The 16,295-nt window shown below is 57.6% G+C and carries 11 protein-coding genes; 8 read left to right on the forward strand and 3 right to left on the reverse strand.

What is annotated here, in order from left to right:
• The first annotated feature begins 127 nt into the window (after positions 1-127).
• Together ACJJIK_RS13115 and ACJJIK_RS13120 are read left to right on the forward strand one after the other, a co-directional pair.
• Entirely contained in the window at positions 128-1,411 is a 1,284-nt protein-coding gene (locus ACJJIK_RS13115) for an O-antigen ligase family protein (protein WP_444942999.1), read from the forward strand.
• An 18-nt stretch (positions 1,412-1,429) separates the two neighbouring features.
• Complete coding sequence (locus ACJJIK_RS13120; RefSeq protein WP_444943000.1) at positions 1,430-2,773, forward strand: UDP-glucose dehydrogenase family protein; 1,344 nt, start codon at positions 1,430-1,432, stop codon at positions 2,771-2,773.
• A 56-nt stretch (positions 2,774-2,829) separates the two neighbouring features.
• Here the strand turns inward: ACJJIK_RS13120 and ACJJIK_RS13125 are convergent, their stop codons facing one another.
• The 3 genes from ACJJIK_RS13125 to ACJJIK_RS13135 all read right to left on the reverse strand — a co-directional run bounded on the left by ACJJIK_RS13125 (position 2,830) and on the right by ACJJIK_RS13135 (position 8,617).
• The gene (locus tag ACJJIK_RS13125; RefSeq protein WP_444928751.1) at positions 2,830-3,783 is read right to left on the reverse strand and encodes a branched-chain amino acid transaminase; all 954 of its coding nucleotides are present in this window, start codon (positions 3,781-3,783) and stop codon (positions 2,830-2,832) included.
• 59 nt (positions 3,784-3,842) lie between these two features.
• Entirely contained in the window at positions 3,843-6,686 is a 2,844-nt protein-coding gene (gene glnE, locus ACJJIK_RS13130; RefSeq protein WP_444943001.1) for a bifunctional [glutamate--ammonia ligase]-adenylyl-L-tyrosine phosphorylase/[glutamate--ammonia-ligase] adenylyltransferase, read from the reverse strand.
• Positions 6,687-6,841: 155 nt separating this feature from the next.
• The gene (locus ACJJIK_RS13135) at positions 6,842-8,617 is read right to left on the reverse strand and encodes a GspE/PulE family protein (RefSeq protein WP_444928753.1); all 1,776 of its coding nucleotides are present in this window, start codon (positions 8,615-8,617) and stop codon (positions 6,842-6,844) included.
• A gap of 146 nt (positions 8,618-8,763) precedes the next feature.
• Here ACJJIK_RS13135 and ACJJIK_RS13140 point away from each other — a divergent pair, with 146 nt between their 5' ends.
• The 6 genes from ACJJIK_RS13140 (at position 8,764) to ilvD (ending at position 16,275) form a co-directional block, all read left to right on the forward strand.
• Positions 8,764-9,441 carry a TIGR00153 family protein gene (locus tag ACJJIK_RS13140; protein WP_444928754.1) on the forward strand — a complete coding sequence of 226 codons (678 nt, stop codon included), beginning with the start codon at positions 8,764-8,766 and terminating at the stop codon, positions 9,439-9,441.
• Between the two features lie 10 nt (positions 9,442-9,451).
• The gene (locus tag ACJJIK_RS13145) at positions 9,452-10,726 is read left to right on the forward strand and encodes an inorganic phosphate transporter (protein ID WP_444928755.1); all 1,275 of its coding nucleotides are present in this window, start codon (positions 9,452-9,454) and stop codon (positions 10,724-10,726) included.
• A gap of 189 nt (positions 10,727-10,915) precedes the next feature.
• The gene (locus ACJJIK_RS13150; RefSeq protein ID WP_444928756.1) at positions 10,916-11,794 is read left to right on the forward strand and encodes a carboxylate/amino acid/amine transporter; all 879 of its coding nucleotides are present in this window, start codon (positions 10,916-10,918) and stop codon (positions 11,792-11,794) included.
• Positions 11,772-12,935, forward strand: a complete 1,164-nt coding sequence (argE, locus tag ACJJIK_RS13155; protein WP_444928757.1) for an acetylornithine deacetylase — start codon at positions 11,772-11,774, stop codon at positions 12,933-12,935. Before ACJJIK_RS13150 ends, argE begins: the two co-directional genes overlap by 23 nt.
• Positions 12,936-12,993: 58 nt before the next feature.
• A complete protein-coding gene (gene argA / locus ACJJIK_RS13160) occupies positions 12,994-14,307 on the forward strand; it encodes an amino-acid N-acetyltransferase (RefSeq protein ID WP_444943002.1) in 1,314 nt (437 codons plus the stop codon).
• 135 nt (positions 14,308-14,442) lie between these two features.
• On the forward strand, positions 14,443-16,275 hold the full coding sequence (gene ilvD / locus ACJJIK_RS13165; RefSeq protein ID WP_444928759.1) for a dihydroxy-acid dehydratase: 1,833 nt from the start codon (positions 14,443-14,445) through the stop codon (positions 16,273-16,275).
• Positions 16,276-16,295: the final 20 nt, after the last annotated feature.

Genomic DNA, 16,295 nt, shown 5'->3' on the forward strand with positions numbered 1-16,295 from the left:
CCACAAGTATCACCAAAAAGCAAAAATTGAGCGCCCATGGACAACAGACTTTTATATAGTACCCTCCCCTACAACCTATTTCCGCACTCTTGAGACAATCTTTTCTACATGGCCAACAGTTGCACCTATGTCTGAATTTGGAAGTCCCCTAAACAAGCTCTCCCAGCCCGTTTACCGCCAGCAAAACTCACTATGGATTTCAGGATTGCTCAAATGGGCCTTTCTGGGATTGTTGCTGCTGGTATGTGGCTACTATGTTTTCCCCAAAATTTCAGGGGTACAAACCAGCTTCTACCTGACACTGCTCCCCTCTGCGCTCTTACTCTTGGTGTGGCGCAGAAACTACCAGCTGCTCACTTCCTGGCAATTTATTACTTTTTGCAGCCTGCCAGTTATGCTGGCGCTATCGACTCTGTGGGCATCACCAGATAGCGCCGATGTTTATAAGCCGTCAGATTACTACTGGAAGCTAGTGGTATACCTGGCCCTGTTTTACTGTGCGATATTCTTCCTATTGGAGCAGTATGGCGACGCCATTCTCCACCAGCTATTACTCGCACTGATTGTGATTGGCCTGCTCTCCAGTATTGCCTCACTAACGGCTTACTGGCTCGATGGCGGTTTTCAGGACCTGCGCCGGATTGGTGGTATCTCCCTCGAAGGCAATATTGATAAAACAGGAATGCTATTTGGCTTCCACGCCCTATTCTGTTGCTACGGCCTCTACCAAAAGCCGCGTATATGGCGCTGGCTATCGGGAGCGGGGTTACTCACCTCCTGTATCTATATAGTGTTGTCGCAAACCAAAGTCCCTATTGTTATGGCGGGCTTCTCAATCTTCTTGGTCGTGTTCGGCAACCTTTCGCGGCTGCTGAAAATTTTAGTGGTTGTCGCCATCATTTGCGTACTGCCACTGGCCTATTTTGCCCTGTATGGTGACCTGCCCCTGCTACACCGGGGTGGTGCCTATTCCGTTCGCCTGACTCTCTGGCAGAAGACCTTTGCAGAGTTCCTGCAATCCCCCTTGTTTGGTCAGGGGCTGGTACACAAGAAGTTTATTGAACTCAACAGGATGGTGCCGCACCCGCATAACTTCCTGCTGGATATCGCGCGCTTCAATGGGCTACTGGGACTGGCAGCTTGTGCCTGGCAGGGACTGGCAGCTCTATGGACGGTGAGATCCAAAGAGAAACTTCTGAGCTGGATTCCCGGTCTGTACTTCATCTGGTTCTTGTTCGGTGTATTGGCCATGCTGGTCTATTCACAGCAGCCTTTGGTGAAACCCAATTATATTTGGTTCTTCTACTGGATTCCCCTGGCTATTCTGCTGGCGCGAAGTAGCCTCGAAAACCAGAGCTTAAGCCAAGGCGAGATGCCCCCGGCAAGTAACCCTCAAAACAGTAACCGCTAAGAGATAAGAGTCACACTGATGAATGTAACCGTATTTGGCACCGGCTATGTGGGCCTGGTGCAAGCAGCAGTCTTGGCTGAAGCTGGCAATAAAGTAGTTTGTATCGATATAGACTCGGACAAAATCGACCGCCTCAAGCAGGGCATTATCCCTATCTATGAGCCCGGCCTGGAGCCCATGGTGAAAAACAGTATCACCAGCGGCAACCTATCATTTTCAATCGATGCCGCCTTCGGCGTAGAGCACGGGGAATTGATTTTTATCGCCGTGGGTACTCCCCCCGATGAAGATGGCTCGGCGGACCTTCGCCATGTGTTGACAGTTGCAAGAACTATTGCCAAACACATGGAATCTAAAAAATACATTATCAACAAATCCACAGTACCGGTGGGCACTGCTGATAAGGTGCGGGCCGCCGTTGGGGAAGAGCTGGCCAAGCGAGACAGAACTGATCTGCCATTCGATATTATTTCCAACCCCGAATTCCTCAAAGAGGGGTCGGCGCTCAATGACTGTATGCGCCCGGACCGAATTATTATCGGCACCTCCGAAGCAGAATCAGAGCAGAAACTGCGCCACCTCTACGCGCCATTTAACCGCAATCACGAAAAAATCCTGGTGATGGATGTTAAGAGTGCGGAGCTGACCAAGTACGCCGCCAACTGTATGCTGGCAACCAAAATCAGCTTTATGAATGAAATGGCCAATATTGCCGATAAGGTGGGCGCCGATATCGAAGCGGTGCGGGCCGGCATCGGTTCAGATCCGCGAGTTGGCTATCAGTTTATTTACGCCGGTATCGGCTACGGTGGCTCCTGCTTCCCGAAAGACGTGAAAGCCCTGATCTCCTCGGCACAACAGCTGGGTATTGCGGCAGATATTCTCGCCGCTGTGGAGTCCCGCAACGAGCGCCAGAAGCACTACCTCGTGGAAAAAATCCTGAACCACTTCAACGGAGATATTCAGGGCAAGACTTTCGCACTTTGGGGCCTGTCTTTTAAACCCAATACGGACGATATGCGCGAAGCGCCCAGCCGGGTACTGTTGGCACGCCTGTGGGAGCAGGGAGCGAAGGTGCGGGCCTTTGACCCCGAGGCAATAGAGGAGTGCCAGCGCATTTTTGGCGATCGCGAAGACCTGATCTTATGCGACTCCAAAACAGAGGCCTTGCAGGGCGCCGATGCCCTGATTGTCGCCACCGAGTGGCAGCAGTTTAAATCTCTCGATGTCGATGAAGTCAGCAGCGCTCTCAGTACCCCGGTGGTCTTTGACGGGCGCAACCAGTATGAGCCCGAGGAGATGCGCGAGGCCGGCTTTGATTACTACTGCGTAGGGCGCCCGGATACCACCCGCGCCCACTAAGCCAATCGCGCTCAAAATAAAAAACCCGGCAGATGCCGGGTTTTTTATTGTTTCGATCACGCTATGCGCATTTTCATCTCTGTCTGGCCGGCCACATCACTGAGCCAGCCCCGGTGTGCGGCACTGCGCCCCTGTACCACATCAAAATAGAGATTTTGCAAACGCCGGGTAATAGGGCCGCGACGCCCACTGCCGATAGCGCGCCCATCCAATTCACTAATCGGCAATACTTCCGCTGCCGTACCGGTAAAGAAGGCCTCATCGGCGATATAGACCTCATCCCGGGTTATACGCTTCTCCACAACCCGATAGCCACACTCCCGCGCCAACTCAATAACCGTATCGCGGGTAATACCATCCAGGCAGGAGGTCAACTCAGGGGTATAGATAATCCCATCGCTCACCACAAAAATATTCTCACCGCTCCCCTCGGCTACATATCCCTCCGGGTCCAGCAGCAACGCCTCTTCGCAACCATTGCGCACCGCTTCCTGTAGCGCCAGCATCGAATTTATATAGTTGCCGTTGGCCTTGGCTTTACACATGCTGATATTCACATGGTGCCGGGTATACGAGGAGGTATTCACTTTGATCCCCTGCTCCAGAGCCTCGGGGCTCATATAGCTGGGCCATTCCCAGGAGGCGACTATCACGTGAGTGGTCAGGTTGTCCGCACGCAGTCCCATTCCCTCTGACCCGTAAAATACCATTGGCCGCAGATAGGCCTGACGCAAATTGTTCTCGCGCACCACCAAGCGCTGAGCTTCATTCAGCTCATCGGCGCTGTAAGGCATGGGGATATTCATTATTTTCGCAGAGCGAAACAGCCGGCGGGTGTGCTCCTGCAAACGAAAAATACTGGTGCCATCGCCGGTCTCATAAGCGCGTACCCCTTCAAACACCCCCATTCCATAGTGCAGGGTGTGAGTGAGCACGTGTACCCGGGCGTCGCGCCAGGGAACCAATTCACCATCAAACCAGATAACGCCGTCGCGGTCGGCAAAAGACATGGGTAACTCCTACAAATCCTGAAAAACAGTTTAATCGGGCAGCGGCTAGAGGCTCAGTTTTAACCGAGTAATTGCTGCCAGTTTGTTTGAACGGTCTTTCTTTCCGCTGTGAAGTGGTCATCGCTCACAATCCCTGGCCGTTGTTGTAGTGCCAGGCGATGACCTTCAGATCGGTAAGCTTTGTAGGCATCGATCAGATGTCCGGCTTGTTGGGCCGGCATCAGGCCCGCGTCAATAAGACTTTCGAGTATGCGGATATTATCGGTATACCGCACGATCGAGGGCGAAGTTTTTGCCCAGGCCAGAGCCGCATATTGAACCATAAATTCAATATCGACAATACCGCCCTCGCCGTGCTTGAGGTCAAACTTTTTATCGTTGCTCTTATCCAGATGCGCACGCATTTTATTGCGCATTTCCACCACCTCATCGCGCAATTTATCGCTCTTTCGCGACTGGCAAAGCAATTTCGTACGCAACTGTTGAAACGACTCGCTGAGCCGGGTGCTGCCGGCAACCGGGCGGGCCCGCACCAGCGCCTGGTGCTCCCAGGTCCAGGCACTCTCCCGCTGGTACTTGTCAAAGGCCGCCATGGAGGTCACCAAGAGCCCGGAATTACCGGAGGGCCGCAACCTTGTATCCACTTCGTACAGGGGGCCGCTCAGCGTGCGGGTCTGCAATATGTGGATAAGTCGCTGTGCCAAACGGGTAAAAAAGCTCAGGTTATCAATGCTGGTTTTGCCGTCGGTAACCTGCATCGCCTCCGCATCGTGTACAAAAACGATATCCAAATCGGAACCGTGGCCCAGCTCCAATCCACCCAGCTTTCCATAGGCGATAATGGCAAAGCGCATATCCTCTGCCGAGGCTCCCGCCGGCACGCCGTATTTATCCACCATCTGCGCCCAGGCGAGTTGCAGCGACTGTTGCAAGATCGCCTCCGCCAGCCAAGTGAGGGAGTCACTGACCTTCATCAGTGGCAGGGCGCCGCTGACCTCTTGAGCGGCAATACGCAGACTCTGGCTCTGCTTAAAATAACGCAGCGCCTCCATTTGTAACTCCAGATCTTCCGGATCGATCCGCAACAACTCGAGGCGCAATTCATTGGCGATATCTGCTGCGCTAGCCGGTGCCAATAAGCGGCGGGAATCCAGTAATTCATCCAGCAAAATAGGGTGGCGGGCCAGTTGCTCGGCAATCCACGGGCTGGCACTGCAAAGGCGCACCAGCTGGTTGAGTACCGGGGGGTTTTCATTAATCAGGACGAGATAGGCGCTGCGGCGCAACACTGAGCGCACCAGTGGCAAAACACGGGTGAGTACTAGTAGGGGATCATCCTGCAACCCCGCTGCCGCCAGTAACGTGGGCATAAACTGATCCAGGCGCGCGCGCGAAGAGGCCGGCAGCGCTACTACCATGGCCGATTGGCACAGCTCTTTTAAATGCTCGAGCGCCTGCTGCTGCGGAAGAAAACCCGCACCGGCCAAACAGTGTAAATTCTCTTCATTCGCAGCTTCATCGCCGCAGCTTGCCCACAGCCCCTGCCACTCCTCGGCCACACTGGGGGTGGCCAGCTCCTCCGGCGGCGCTATCACCGTATCGAACTCCCGCTCGACCAGCGCGCGGACCGCGATCAACTCACGTTCCAGCTGCGCCCAGTTATCGCGCCCCAGGGCAAATGCCAACTTTTCCCTGGCCTCCGCCTCTGGCGGCAGTGCCTGGGTCTGTTGATCCCGGTAAGCTTGAAGAGCGTGCTCAACTCTCCGCAGCAGCAGGTAACAGTCCGTCAATTTCCCCGCGACACCCGGCTCGACATGGCCGTCGCGCTCCAGCAGGGGCAACAGCTTGAGCAGGCTGCGCTCGCGCAGAGCCGGCTCGCGCCCGCCGCGAATTAACTGGAAGGCCTGGGCGATAAACTCCAATTCGCGAATGCCACCCCGGCCGAGTTTAATATTGTCCGTCAGGCCCCGCGCGCGCACCTGGCGCTGTATCAGTGCCTTCATTTCACGCAAAGCGTCAATAGCACTAAAGTCGATATAGCGGCGATAGGTAAATGGGCGCAACAGCTCCATCAATTCCTCGGCAAACGCCTCCCCGCCGGCAACCGGGCGCGCCTTTACCATGGCGTAGCGCTCCCATTCTCGCCCCTGGGTCTGGTAGTAATCCTCCAGCGCCGCAAAGTGGCTCACCAGGGGGCCGCTGTCTCCGTAGGGGCGCAGCCGCATATCCACGCGGAACACAAAGCCGTCAGAATTTATCGCATCGAGGGACTTAATCAGGCGCTGCCCCAGCTTTTGGAAGAACTGCTGATTCTCTAGGCTCTTGTCACCATCGGTATAACCGGGCTCGGGGTAGGCAAAAATCAGGTCGATATCCGAGGAGAGATTGAGTTCGCCGGCACCCAGTTTGCCCATCCCCAACACCACCATCGACTGGGCCTCGCCCGCTCTACTGCGGGGCTCGCCATAGCGTTCGACCAGCTTCCCGTGGTGCCAGTGCATCGCGGTGCGAATAGACAACTCCGCCAACTCGCTCAGGCGCAGACATACCCGGGGGATCTCCCACTGCCCGGCAAAATCGCGAAATATCACTTCAGCCGTTGCCCGGTTGCGCAGCAGACGCAATTGCAGATCCAGCGCCTCATCGCTCTCGATGGCCGGCAGGGCGAGGCCCAGGTCCCGGTTGAGTAACAGATCGCGCAACAGCTCGGGGCGGCGACAGCACTGCTGATAAAAAAACTCTGACCCCATAAAGCTTCGGGCCACGCCCTGCGCCAGGGACAAATCTGCCAGCAAGCCCTCCACCTCAAGCACCAGTGCGGCCTCTGCCCCCTCGCTCCAGTCACGCCACAGTGACTGGAGTTGGCTGCGAATGGGGGCTGGGCACTGGATATGGTCGAACATGGGGGACAATCCTTGGCGCTGATATCAGCGGGTAGTTCTGCTGAGCTGCGGGCATAGCGCAGCTCGCGGTGAGAGTGAGTAACTATACGCGGCGGAGCCAAGCTGCCTCTAGAGCCGTGAGCTCCCACCCCAGTCAAAGCGATGCGCCAGAGAGGCTAGAAGGCGATATCCGGCGGCGGAGCCACGCGCAGCACCTCTGCCACAGTGGTCAGGCCCGCCGCCACTTTTTTCGCACCGGAAAGCCTCAGGCTGTTCATACCCTCGCGCATCGCCTGGCGTCGCAGCTGTTGCAGATCGCAATCGGAGGTGACTATAGCTTGTACCGGTTCGCTAAACGGCAGGATTTCATAAATCCCCTGGCGCCCGCGATAGCCGGTATTGCGGCACTCCAGGCAACCTTCCGGCCGGTAGACCTTCTCCGGCAGCGGCGCTCTCCAGGGTTTTACCAGAGACTGCCAGTCGGCCTCTTCAATTTTGTCCTCCTGCTTGCAGTTGGGACATAGTGTGCGCACCAGGCGCTGGGCCATCACCCCGAGGATGGTGGACTTCAACAAATAGTGCGGCAAGCCCAGGTCCAGCAGGCGGGTAACTGCGGTAGGGGCGTCATTGGTGTGCAGGGTGGAGATCACCAGATGGCCGGTCAGCGCCGCCTGAACCGCCATCTGCGCAGTTTCCAGGTCGCGGATCTCACCAACCATAATGATATCCGGGTCCTGGCGCATCAGGGTTCTGATTCCCGCAGCAAAATCGAAGCCGATCCCGTGGTGGACCTGGGTCTGGTTAAAGCTCTCCTCCACCATTTCGATAGGGTCTTCAACGGTGGAGACATTCACCGCGCTGGTGGCCAGCTGCTTGAGGCCGGTATACAGGGTCGTGGTCTTGCCCGAACCGGTGGGGCCGGTAACCAGCACAATACCGTTGGGGCGTGACAGCATCCCCCGCCAGCGCGCCAGGTCCTCTCCCCCAAGCCCCAGATCAGAGTAGGAGCGCGCCAACACCTCCGGATCAAAGATCCGCATAACCAGCTTCTCACCGAAGGCGGTGGGCAGCGTCGAGAGGCGCAACTCCACCTCGCTGCCATCGGGCCTCTTGGTCTTGATGCGGCCATCCTGGGGTTTGCGCTTCTCCGCCACATTCATGCGGCCGAGAATCTTCAGGCGACTGGTAACCGCCGCGTTCACCTGATCTGGCAGCTCGTGAATCGGGTGCAACACCCCATCGATACGAAAGCGAATGCGCCCCACCTCCCGGCGCGGCTCAATATGGATATCACTGGCGCGCTGATCAAAGGCGTGCTGCAACAGCCAGTCGACAATATTGACGATGTGCTGATCGTTGGCTTCCGGATCTTTTAAGGCGCCCAACTCCAACAGCTGCTCAAAATTATTGGCCGCTGAGGTGCCCTTTAGGCCACTGGCACCGGAGATTGAATTGGAGAGGGAGTAAAACTCGACACAGTGCCGCTTGATATCGGCCGGATCCGCCACCACGCGCCGCACCTTGCGGCCGCTGGTGTGTTCCAGCTGCTCCTCCCAACCGTGGGTAAACGGCTGCGCCGTTGCCACCAGCAGTTCGTCAGCCCCCGCCTCGACGCAGAGGATCTGGTGGCGCTTGGCAAACTGGAAGCTCATCACCTCGGTGACCGCGCTCACATTCACCCTCAGCGGATCGATATGATACAGGGGGTGAGCGGAACTCTCCGCCAGCCAGGCACTGAGGGTTTCACTATCCAGCGGGCTGCCCGGCTGTTTGCGATTTACCAGATCACAGCTGGCGATATAGCTGAGCGGGTGCATCTGAGCCTGTTCTGCGGTGCGCGGTGTGCCGACAATGCGGTTGGCATCCTCTCGGCTGACAAAGCCCTGCACCACCAGATCTTCGAGTAAACCGCGCAGTTCCAGCAAGCGGTCTGCGACTCTGCTCTCTGCCATTGGCAACCTCTTTATTCTCATATGGCGACGTTGCATTGTAGCCCTATCATCAAGCTGTGAAAGTGCGCTGTTAACGCACTGTTACGAAGTTGCCCCGATTGGGGTACCATGCCGCCGTTTTCGCATTCTGAGCAATGGAGCTAACCATGGCCCTGTCGAATATTGCCAACTTATTTGGCCGCTCTCCGATTAAGCCAATCGAGAAGCATATGGCTACGGCCCACGAGGCATCGGCTGATCTGATTCCCTTCTTTGAGGCCCTGATTCAAGGTGATCTCAAGGAGGCCGAACAGATCCAATTGCGCATCTCTGCCTCGGAGAACCGCGCCGACGATATCAAGAGAGACCTGCGCCTGCATATGCCGGACAGCCTGTTTATGCCGGTATCCAGGAGCGATTTACTGGAATTGCTGCACGCCCAGGATGAAGTGGCCAACACCGCGCAGGATATCGCGGGACTGGCTGTGGGGAGAAAAATGCAAATTCCCGCACCGCTTCAATCGTTGATGACCACCTTTGTAGAGAGCGCTGTCGCCACCTCTGCACAGGCACTGCGCGCTATCAACGAGCTGGACGAACTGCTGGAGAGCGGCTTTGCCGGGCGCGAGGTGGATATCGCCAAGCGCATGACCGAAGAGCTGGACGAACTGGAGCGCAAATCAGACAAACTCGAAGTCGAGATCCGCGCGTCACTGTTTGCCATTGAAAAAGACTTACCTCCGGTGGACGTTATGTTCCTCTACCGGATTATTGAATGGATCGGTGAACTCGCCGATCGCGCCCACAGCGTGGGTAACCGATTGCAGTTGTTGTTAGCACGTTAGGGGGTTTGGCGTGGAAATTATTAGTCAATACGGCCATATTTTATTGATTTTGGCCTGTGTCGCGGGCTTCTTTATGGCCTGGGGCGTCGGTGCCAACGACGTGGCCAACGCGATGGGGACCTCCGTTGGCTCCCGTGCTCTGACTATCAAACAGGCGATTGTGATCGCCATGATCTTTGAGTTTGCCGGCGCCTACTTGGCCGGCGGAGAGGTTACCGCAACCATCCGCAAAGGCATTATCGATTCGGAGATTTTCGCCGACCAGCCGCATTTGCTGGTGTACGGTATGCTTTCCGCACTGCTGGCGGCGGGCACCTGGCTACTGGTCGCCAGTATCCTCGGCTGGCCGGTATCCACCACCCACTCTATTGTCGGCGCCATTGTCGGCTTCTCTGCGGTGGGTATCTCCGCAGACGCGGTATCCTGGGGCAAAGTGGGCAGCATTGTGGCCAGCTGGGTGGTCTCCCCGGTACTCGCGGGCACCATATCCTTTATGCTATTCCGCAGTGTTCAGCGCCTGATCCTGGATACGGAAGACCCCTTCAACAACGCCAAGCGCTACATCCCCTTCTACATGTTTGCCGTGGGCTGGATGATTGCGATGGTGACCCTTACCAAGGGTCTCAAGCACGTGCTTAAAGATGCCAATATCCAGCTCAGCTTTATTCAGGATGCGGGTATCGCCGCCCTGGTGGGCCTCGCTGTTGCCGGTATCGGTGTCGCCATGCTCAAGCGCGTTCAGCGCGACCCGGCGGCGGAAGAGGAAAACCGTTTCGCCAACGTCGAGCGCGTATTTGCGATTCTGATGATCTTCACCGCCTGTGCCATGGCCTTCGCCCACGGCTCCAACGACGTGGCCAACGCCGTCGGCCCTCTGGCGGCGGTAGTCAATACCATCCAGAGCGGCGCTATCACCGCGAAGTCCACCATGCCCTCGTGGATACTGCTGCTCGGTGGTGTCGGTATCGTAGTGGGCCTGGCGACTTACGGCTTCAAGGTAATGGCCACTATCGGTAAAAAAATCACCGAACTGACACCGAGCCGCGGCTTCGCTGCCGAGCTGGGTGCGGCCTCCACCGTAGTACTGGCCTCCGGTACCGGCCTGCCGATCTCCACCACCCACACCCTGGTGGGCGCGGTATTGGGCGTCGGCCTGGCGCGGGGCATCGGCGCCCTCAACCTGCGTATGATCACCACGATCGCCGCCTCCTGGGTCGTTACCCTGCCAGCGGGCGCGGGTATTGCGATCCTGTTCTTCTACTTCTTTAAAGGCCTGTTCGGCTGATACTGAAGTAGCACACAGAGCACATATATCAAGGGGGCTTTAGCCCCCTTTTTTGTGCCCCTGCCCCCAACTAAAACAACCGACTGCGGTCTCTCCTGTCGATATCTATTTTTCTCCAGCGGCAGTAGTATTTAGGGCAATAAGCCGGGCCAAGCCCGCCGATCCATCTATGCCTGCGAATTATCCCCGATGCCATTACTGTTGTTCGTCACACTGCTGTGGGCCTTTTCTTTCAGCCTGATCGGTGTCTACCTGGCCGGACAGGTGGACAGCTATTTTTCGGCAATGACTCGGGTGCTGCTAGCTAGCGCCGTATTTCTGCCCATGCTGAGATGGAGGGACTGCCCTCCCCGCACCGCCATCCACTTAATCGTAATCGGCGCGGTGCAGCTGGGACTGATGTATTTGTTTTACTACCAGTCATTCCTGCTGCTCAGTGTTCCCGAGGTATTACTCTTTACCATTTTCACCCCCCTGTATATCACCGCCCTTGAAGACCTCCTAAACAGGCACATCTCTCCCTGGAACCTCACTATCGCCGCCGTCGCCGTATTGGGGGCCGCCACGATTCGCTGGGGCTCTCCCAGCAGCGATTTCTGGCTCGGCTTTGCGGTCGTCCAGGGCGCCAATCTGTGTTTTGCCCTGGGACAGGTCGCATACAAGCGCCTGATGTCCGGCGAGCAGGCCCTGCCGCCGCGACAAACCTTCGCCTGGTTTTTTATCGGCGCCAGCCTGGTCACGCTGACAGCTTGGTTCCTGTTTGGAAAGCCGCAGTACCCACAGGGTTTGCAGCAGTGGGGGGTGCTACTCTGGCTGGGGTTGGCGGCGTCGGGCCTGGGCTACTTTTTATGGAATAAGGGCGCCACACAGGTTTCCACCGGCACCCTGGCGGCGATGAACAATGCCCTGATTCCTGCGGGCCTTCTGGTCAATCTGTTAATCTGGAACCGGGATGCCGATCTGGCCCGCCTCGCACTGGGGGGAGGCCTGATCGGGGCCGCCGTTATCCTGAATGAATGGCGCTATAAGAATAGGGAGCATCACCATGGCGAGTATCGCAGTACCTGACCTGAAAACCCAATTACACCAATTGATCGCCTGTCCCAGTATCAGTGCGACAGACCCCTCTCTGGATATGGGCAATCGCCCGGTAGTCGAGCTTCTGGGCGGCTGGCTGGAAACACTCGGCTTCACAGTCGAGATAATGCCGCTCAAGGGCTCGCCCAATAAAGCCAATATGATCGCCACACTTGCGGGGAGCAGCGGTGGTGATGGCGGCCTCGTCCTGTCCGGGCATACCGACACGGTCCCCTTTGATGCAAACCGCTGGCAATCGGACCCCTTTAAAGTTGTAGAGCGCGATAACCGCTTTTATGGTCTCGGCACCAGTGACATGAAGGGATTTTTCCCCCTGGTGATAGAGGCCGTGCAGACTTTTCTCCACAAGCCGCTGCAAAAGCCGCTGATTATCCTCGCCACCGCCGATGAAGAGACCAGTATGAGCGGCGCCCGCGCCCTGGTCGAGGCCGGCAAGCCCCGAGCGCGCTACGCCGTGATCGGCGAGCCCACCGGACTCCGCCCGATCCGCATGCACAAAGGCGTAATGATGGAGGCGGTGCGCATTACCGGGCAATCCGGCCACTCATCGGACCCCAGCCTGGGAGCCAGCGCGCTCGAAGCCATGCATAAAGTCGTCGGCGAGCTGTTAACCCTGCGCCAGGAGTGGCAGCAGAAATACAATAACCCCGGGTTTACCGTTCCCGTGCCCACAATGAATCTGGGCTGTATCCATGGGGGTGACAACCCCAATCGAATCTGCGGCCACACAGAGCTTCAGTTTGATATTCGCCCGCTGCCGGGGATGCAACTCACAGACCTGCGGGAAGAGTTAAACCGGCGCATCCTCACCATTCCACAGGACCCTAAAATTCAGGTGGCGGTAACCTCTTTATTTCCCGGTACCGAGCCCTTTGAGCAGGATGCCCACTCCGAGTTGGTAAAGGCCGCAGAGCAGCTCTGTGGCCACCCTGCGGAAAGTGTCGCCTTTGGCACCGAGGCCCCCTACTTGAAGAGTTTGAATATTGACACTATCGTGCTGGGCCCCGGCGATATTGATCAAGCCCATCAGCCGGACGAATTTCTCGCCCTGGATCGTATCAACCCTATGGTCAATATTCTGCGCGACTTAATTGGCCGCTTCTGCCTGTAATAAGCCTGCGCTGCCTCCGGGGCTATAACATCACAAGACTTGCACACGGTAATAATTAGTGAGCGACGATAACGCCTCCCTGAACTGGTTCCGCCACGCGGCGCCCTACATCAACGACCTGCGCGGTCGCACTCTGGTCATCGGTATTCCCGGCAACGCTTTGGAACACACCAACTTCCGCAATCTGGTCCACGATATGGCCCTGCTCGCCAGCCTCGGCGTGCGCTTGGTTGTTGTGCACGGCGCGCGGGAACAGATCAATCGGGATCTGGACCAGCGCGGTATTGAAAATCGATTTCACGAGAGCCAGCGCGTTACCGACCGCGAGACTTTGGAGGTGGTTAAATCCGTAGTGGGCAAACTGCGCTTCGATATTGAAGCCGCGTTTTCCCAGGGGCTACCGGACTCCCCCATGGCGCGCTCAGCGCTCAAGGTGGTCTCGGGCAATTTTGTCACCGCCCGCCCCAGCGGAGTTTTGGATGGCGTAGACCTGGGCTGGACCGGCACCGTAAGGCGTATGGATGTCGGCACCCTGGAGCAGACCCTGGACCAGGGCGCCCTGGTCCTCCTCTCTCCCCTGGGCACCTCCCTGACCGGGGAGCTCTTCAATATCAATTACCTCGACCTGGCCGCCGAGGCTTCCAGAGTGCTGCGCGCCGAAAAACTGGTGCTATTTCGCGAGCCCGAACAGCTCCAAGTGGACGGAAATGCCGTACACGAGCTGAGCATATTGCAAGCCGAACAGGTTTCATCCAGGGTGCCAAGCGCCGCGCTGCGCTGCGCGATTCGCGCCTGCAATGCCGGCATTGCACGCACTCACCTGCTCAGTTTTCGCCAAAACGGCGCCTTAATTCAGGAGCTGTTTCGCCGCGAGGGCGCCGGCACCATGATTTACCGGGACAGTTACGAGGTGGTGCGCAGAGCGCGAATTACCGATGTGGGCGGTATTCTCGGCCTGATCCGCCCGCTGGAAAAAGAGGGCGTACTGGTGCGGCGCTCCCGCGAGAAACTCGAGGCGGAAATTGAGCACTTCACACTCGTGGAAGTAGACGGTACCCCGGTGGCCTGCGCCGCTCTCTACCCCATTCGGGATGACCAGGGCACAACCACGGCAGCTGAAATCGCCTGCCTCGCCAGCCACCCGGAGTTTCGCGGCGGTGGGCGCGGCGCCAAGCTGATGCGCCACCTAGAACGACAGGCGCAAGCGGTGGATGTCGATGAGCTCTACGTTCTCACCACCCAGACCGAGCACTGGTTTATCGAGCAGGGCTTTGAGCAGGTGGGTATCAGCGAACTGCCAGCGGCGCGAAAATCCCTATACAACATCCAGCGCAACTCGAGAATCCTGCGCAAACACCTGGGCAAGACCTAGCCCACAGAGCCATAGGGATTGAGATGTTTATCCTTAATTTTCCTTTTATGGATCGTTAAGGCGCAAAAACATCCCAGAAAAATCCGTTTCTTGTTAAGCTGGCACATTCATTGTTGCCAGCTGGAATCTGTGACTATGCCCCAATACCGCTCCCGCACCTCTACCGCCGGTCGCAATATGGCCGGAGCCCGCGCCTTGTGGCGCGCCACCGGTATGACGGATGAGGACTTCCACAAGCCGATTATTGCCATTGCCAACTCTTTTACCCAGTTTGTCCCCGGACATGTGCACCTCAAGGATATGGGGCAGCTTGTCGCCAGGGAGATTGAGCGCGCCGGTGGTGTGGCGAAGGAATTCAATACCATCGCGGTGGACGACGGTATTGCCATGGGGCACGACGGTATGCTCTACAGCCTGCCCAGCCGCGAAATTATCGCCGACTCCGTGGAATACATGGTCAATGCCCACTGCGCCGACGCCCTGGTTTGTATCTCCAACTGTGACAAGATCACCCCGGGCATGATGATGGCCGCTATGCGCCTGAATATTCCGGTAATCTTTGTCTCCGGCGGCCCCATGGAGGCCGGCAAAACCAAACTGGCCGACCACAAGCTCGACCTGGTGGACGCTATGGTGATCGCCGCCACAGATACGGCCTCCGATGAGGAGGTAGCCGAGTACGAGCGCTCCGCCTGCCCCACCTGCGGCTCCTGCTCCGGTATGTTCACGGCCAACTCCATGAACTGCCTGACCGAGGCGCTGGGCCTGTCACTGCCCGGCAACGGCACTATGCTGGCGACCCACGCCGACCGCAAAGAGCTATTCCTGCGCGCTGGCCGCGAGATCGTAACCCTGACCAAACGCTATTACGAACAGGATGACGAGACTGCCCTGCCGCGCAATATCGCCAACCAAACCGCCTTCCGCAATGCCATGGCACTCGATATCGCCATGGGAGGCTCCACCAATACGATCCTGCACCTGCTGGCCACCGCCCAGGAGGGGGAGATTGACTTCACCCTGGAAGATATCGACCGCCTCTCCCGCGAAGTACCGCAGCTGTGCAAGGTGGCCCCGAATACCGAGAAATACCATGTAGAAGATGTACACCGCGCCGGCGGTGTTATGGCGATCCTGGGCGAATTGGAGGCCGCCGGGCTTATCGACGCCTCTCAACCCACGGCTTACGGCGGCTCACTCGCCGATGCCCTGGCCCGCTGGGATATTTGCCGCACTGACGACCCGTCTGTGCTCGAGTTCTACCGCGCAGGGCCCGCAGGTATCCCCACCCAAACCGCTTTCAGCCAGGACTGCCGATGGTCCACTCTGGATGCCGATCGCCAGCGCGGCTGTATCCGCTCGGCAGAATACGCCTACTCCGCAGAGGGCGGGCTCGCTGTGCTGTTTGGCAATCTGGCCCCCAATGGCTGCGTGGTGAAGACCTCCGGCGTCGATGAGTCGCTGTGGAAGTTTGAGGGCCCCGCCCATATCGTGGAGAGTCAGGAGGAGGCCGTTGCCAATATCCTCGCGGGAAAAGTCAGCAAAGGCGAGGCGGTTATCGTTCGCTACGAGGGCCCCAAAGGTGGACCCGGTATGCAGGAGATGCTCTATCCCACCAGTTACCTGAAGTCCAAAGGGCTCGGGGAGCACTGCGCATTAATTACCGATGGCCGCTTCTCCGGCGGCACCTCGGGCCTCTCTATCGGACATGTATCACCGGAGGCGGCCGCTGGGGGGAATATCGCCCTGGTGCGCAATGGCGACCCAATACGTATCGATATCCCGGCGAGAAAAATTGAGATCGCTATAGAGGAAGATGAACTCGACAAGCGCCGCCGGGAAATGGACGCGAGCCCCAGCGGCTGGAAACCTGTCGCAGAGCGCCCCCGCAAGGTGAGCAAGGCACTAAAGGCCTATGCCATGCTCGCCACCAGCGCGGACCGGGGCGCGGTGAGAGAAATTGACTGATTAAGCTGCGCTAAAAAACG

It is taken from the genome of Microbulbifer regidiadema (SeqCode), from assembly GCF_052466995.1.

Excerpts from the sequence above, each read along its gene's own strand:
- ACJJIK_RS13135 (WP_444928753.1), bottom strand. The coding sequence starts at position 8,617 with ATGGCAGAGAGCAGAGTCGCAGACCGCTTGCTGGAACTGCGCGGTTTA.
- ilvD (WP_444928759.1), top strand. The coding sequence starts at position 14,443 with ATGCCCCAATACCGCTCCCGCACCTCTACCGCCGGTCGCAATATGGCC.
- ACJJIK_RS13115 (WP_444942999.1), top strand. The coding sequence starts at position 128 with ATGTCTGAATTTGGAAGTCCCCTAAACAAGCTCTCCCAGCCCGTTTAC.
- argE (WP_444928757.1), top strand. The coding sequence starts at position 11,772 with ATGGCGAGTATCGCAGTACCTGACCTGAAAACCCAATTACACCAATTG.
- ACJJIK_RS13120 (WP_444943000.1), top strand. The coding sequence starts at position 1,430 with ATGAATGTAACCGTATTTGGCACCGGCTATGTGGGCCTGGTGCAAGCA.
- ACJJIK_RS13140 (WP_444928754.1), top strand. The coding sequence starts at position 8,764 with ATGGCCCTGTCGAATATTGCCAACTTATTTGGCCGCTCTCCGATTAAG.
- ACJJIK_RS13125 (WP_444928751.1), bottom strand. The coding sequence starts at position 3,783 with ATGTCTTTTGCCGACCGCGACGGCGTTATCTGGTTTGATGGTGAATTG.
- glnE (WP_444943001.1), bottom strand. The coding sequence starts at position 6,686 with ATGTTCGACCATATCCAGTGCCCAGCCCCCATTCGCAGCCAACTCCAG.
- ACJJIK_RS13150 (WP_444928756.1), top strand. The coding sequence starts at position 10,916 with ATGCCATTACTGTTGTTCGTCACACTGCTGTGGGCCTTTTCTTTCAGC.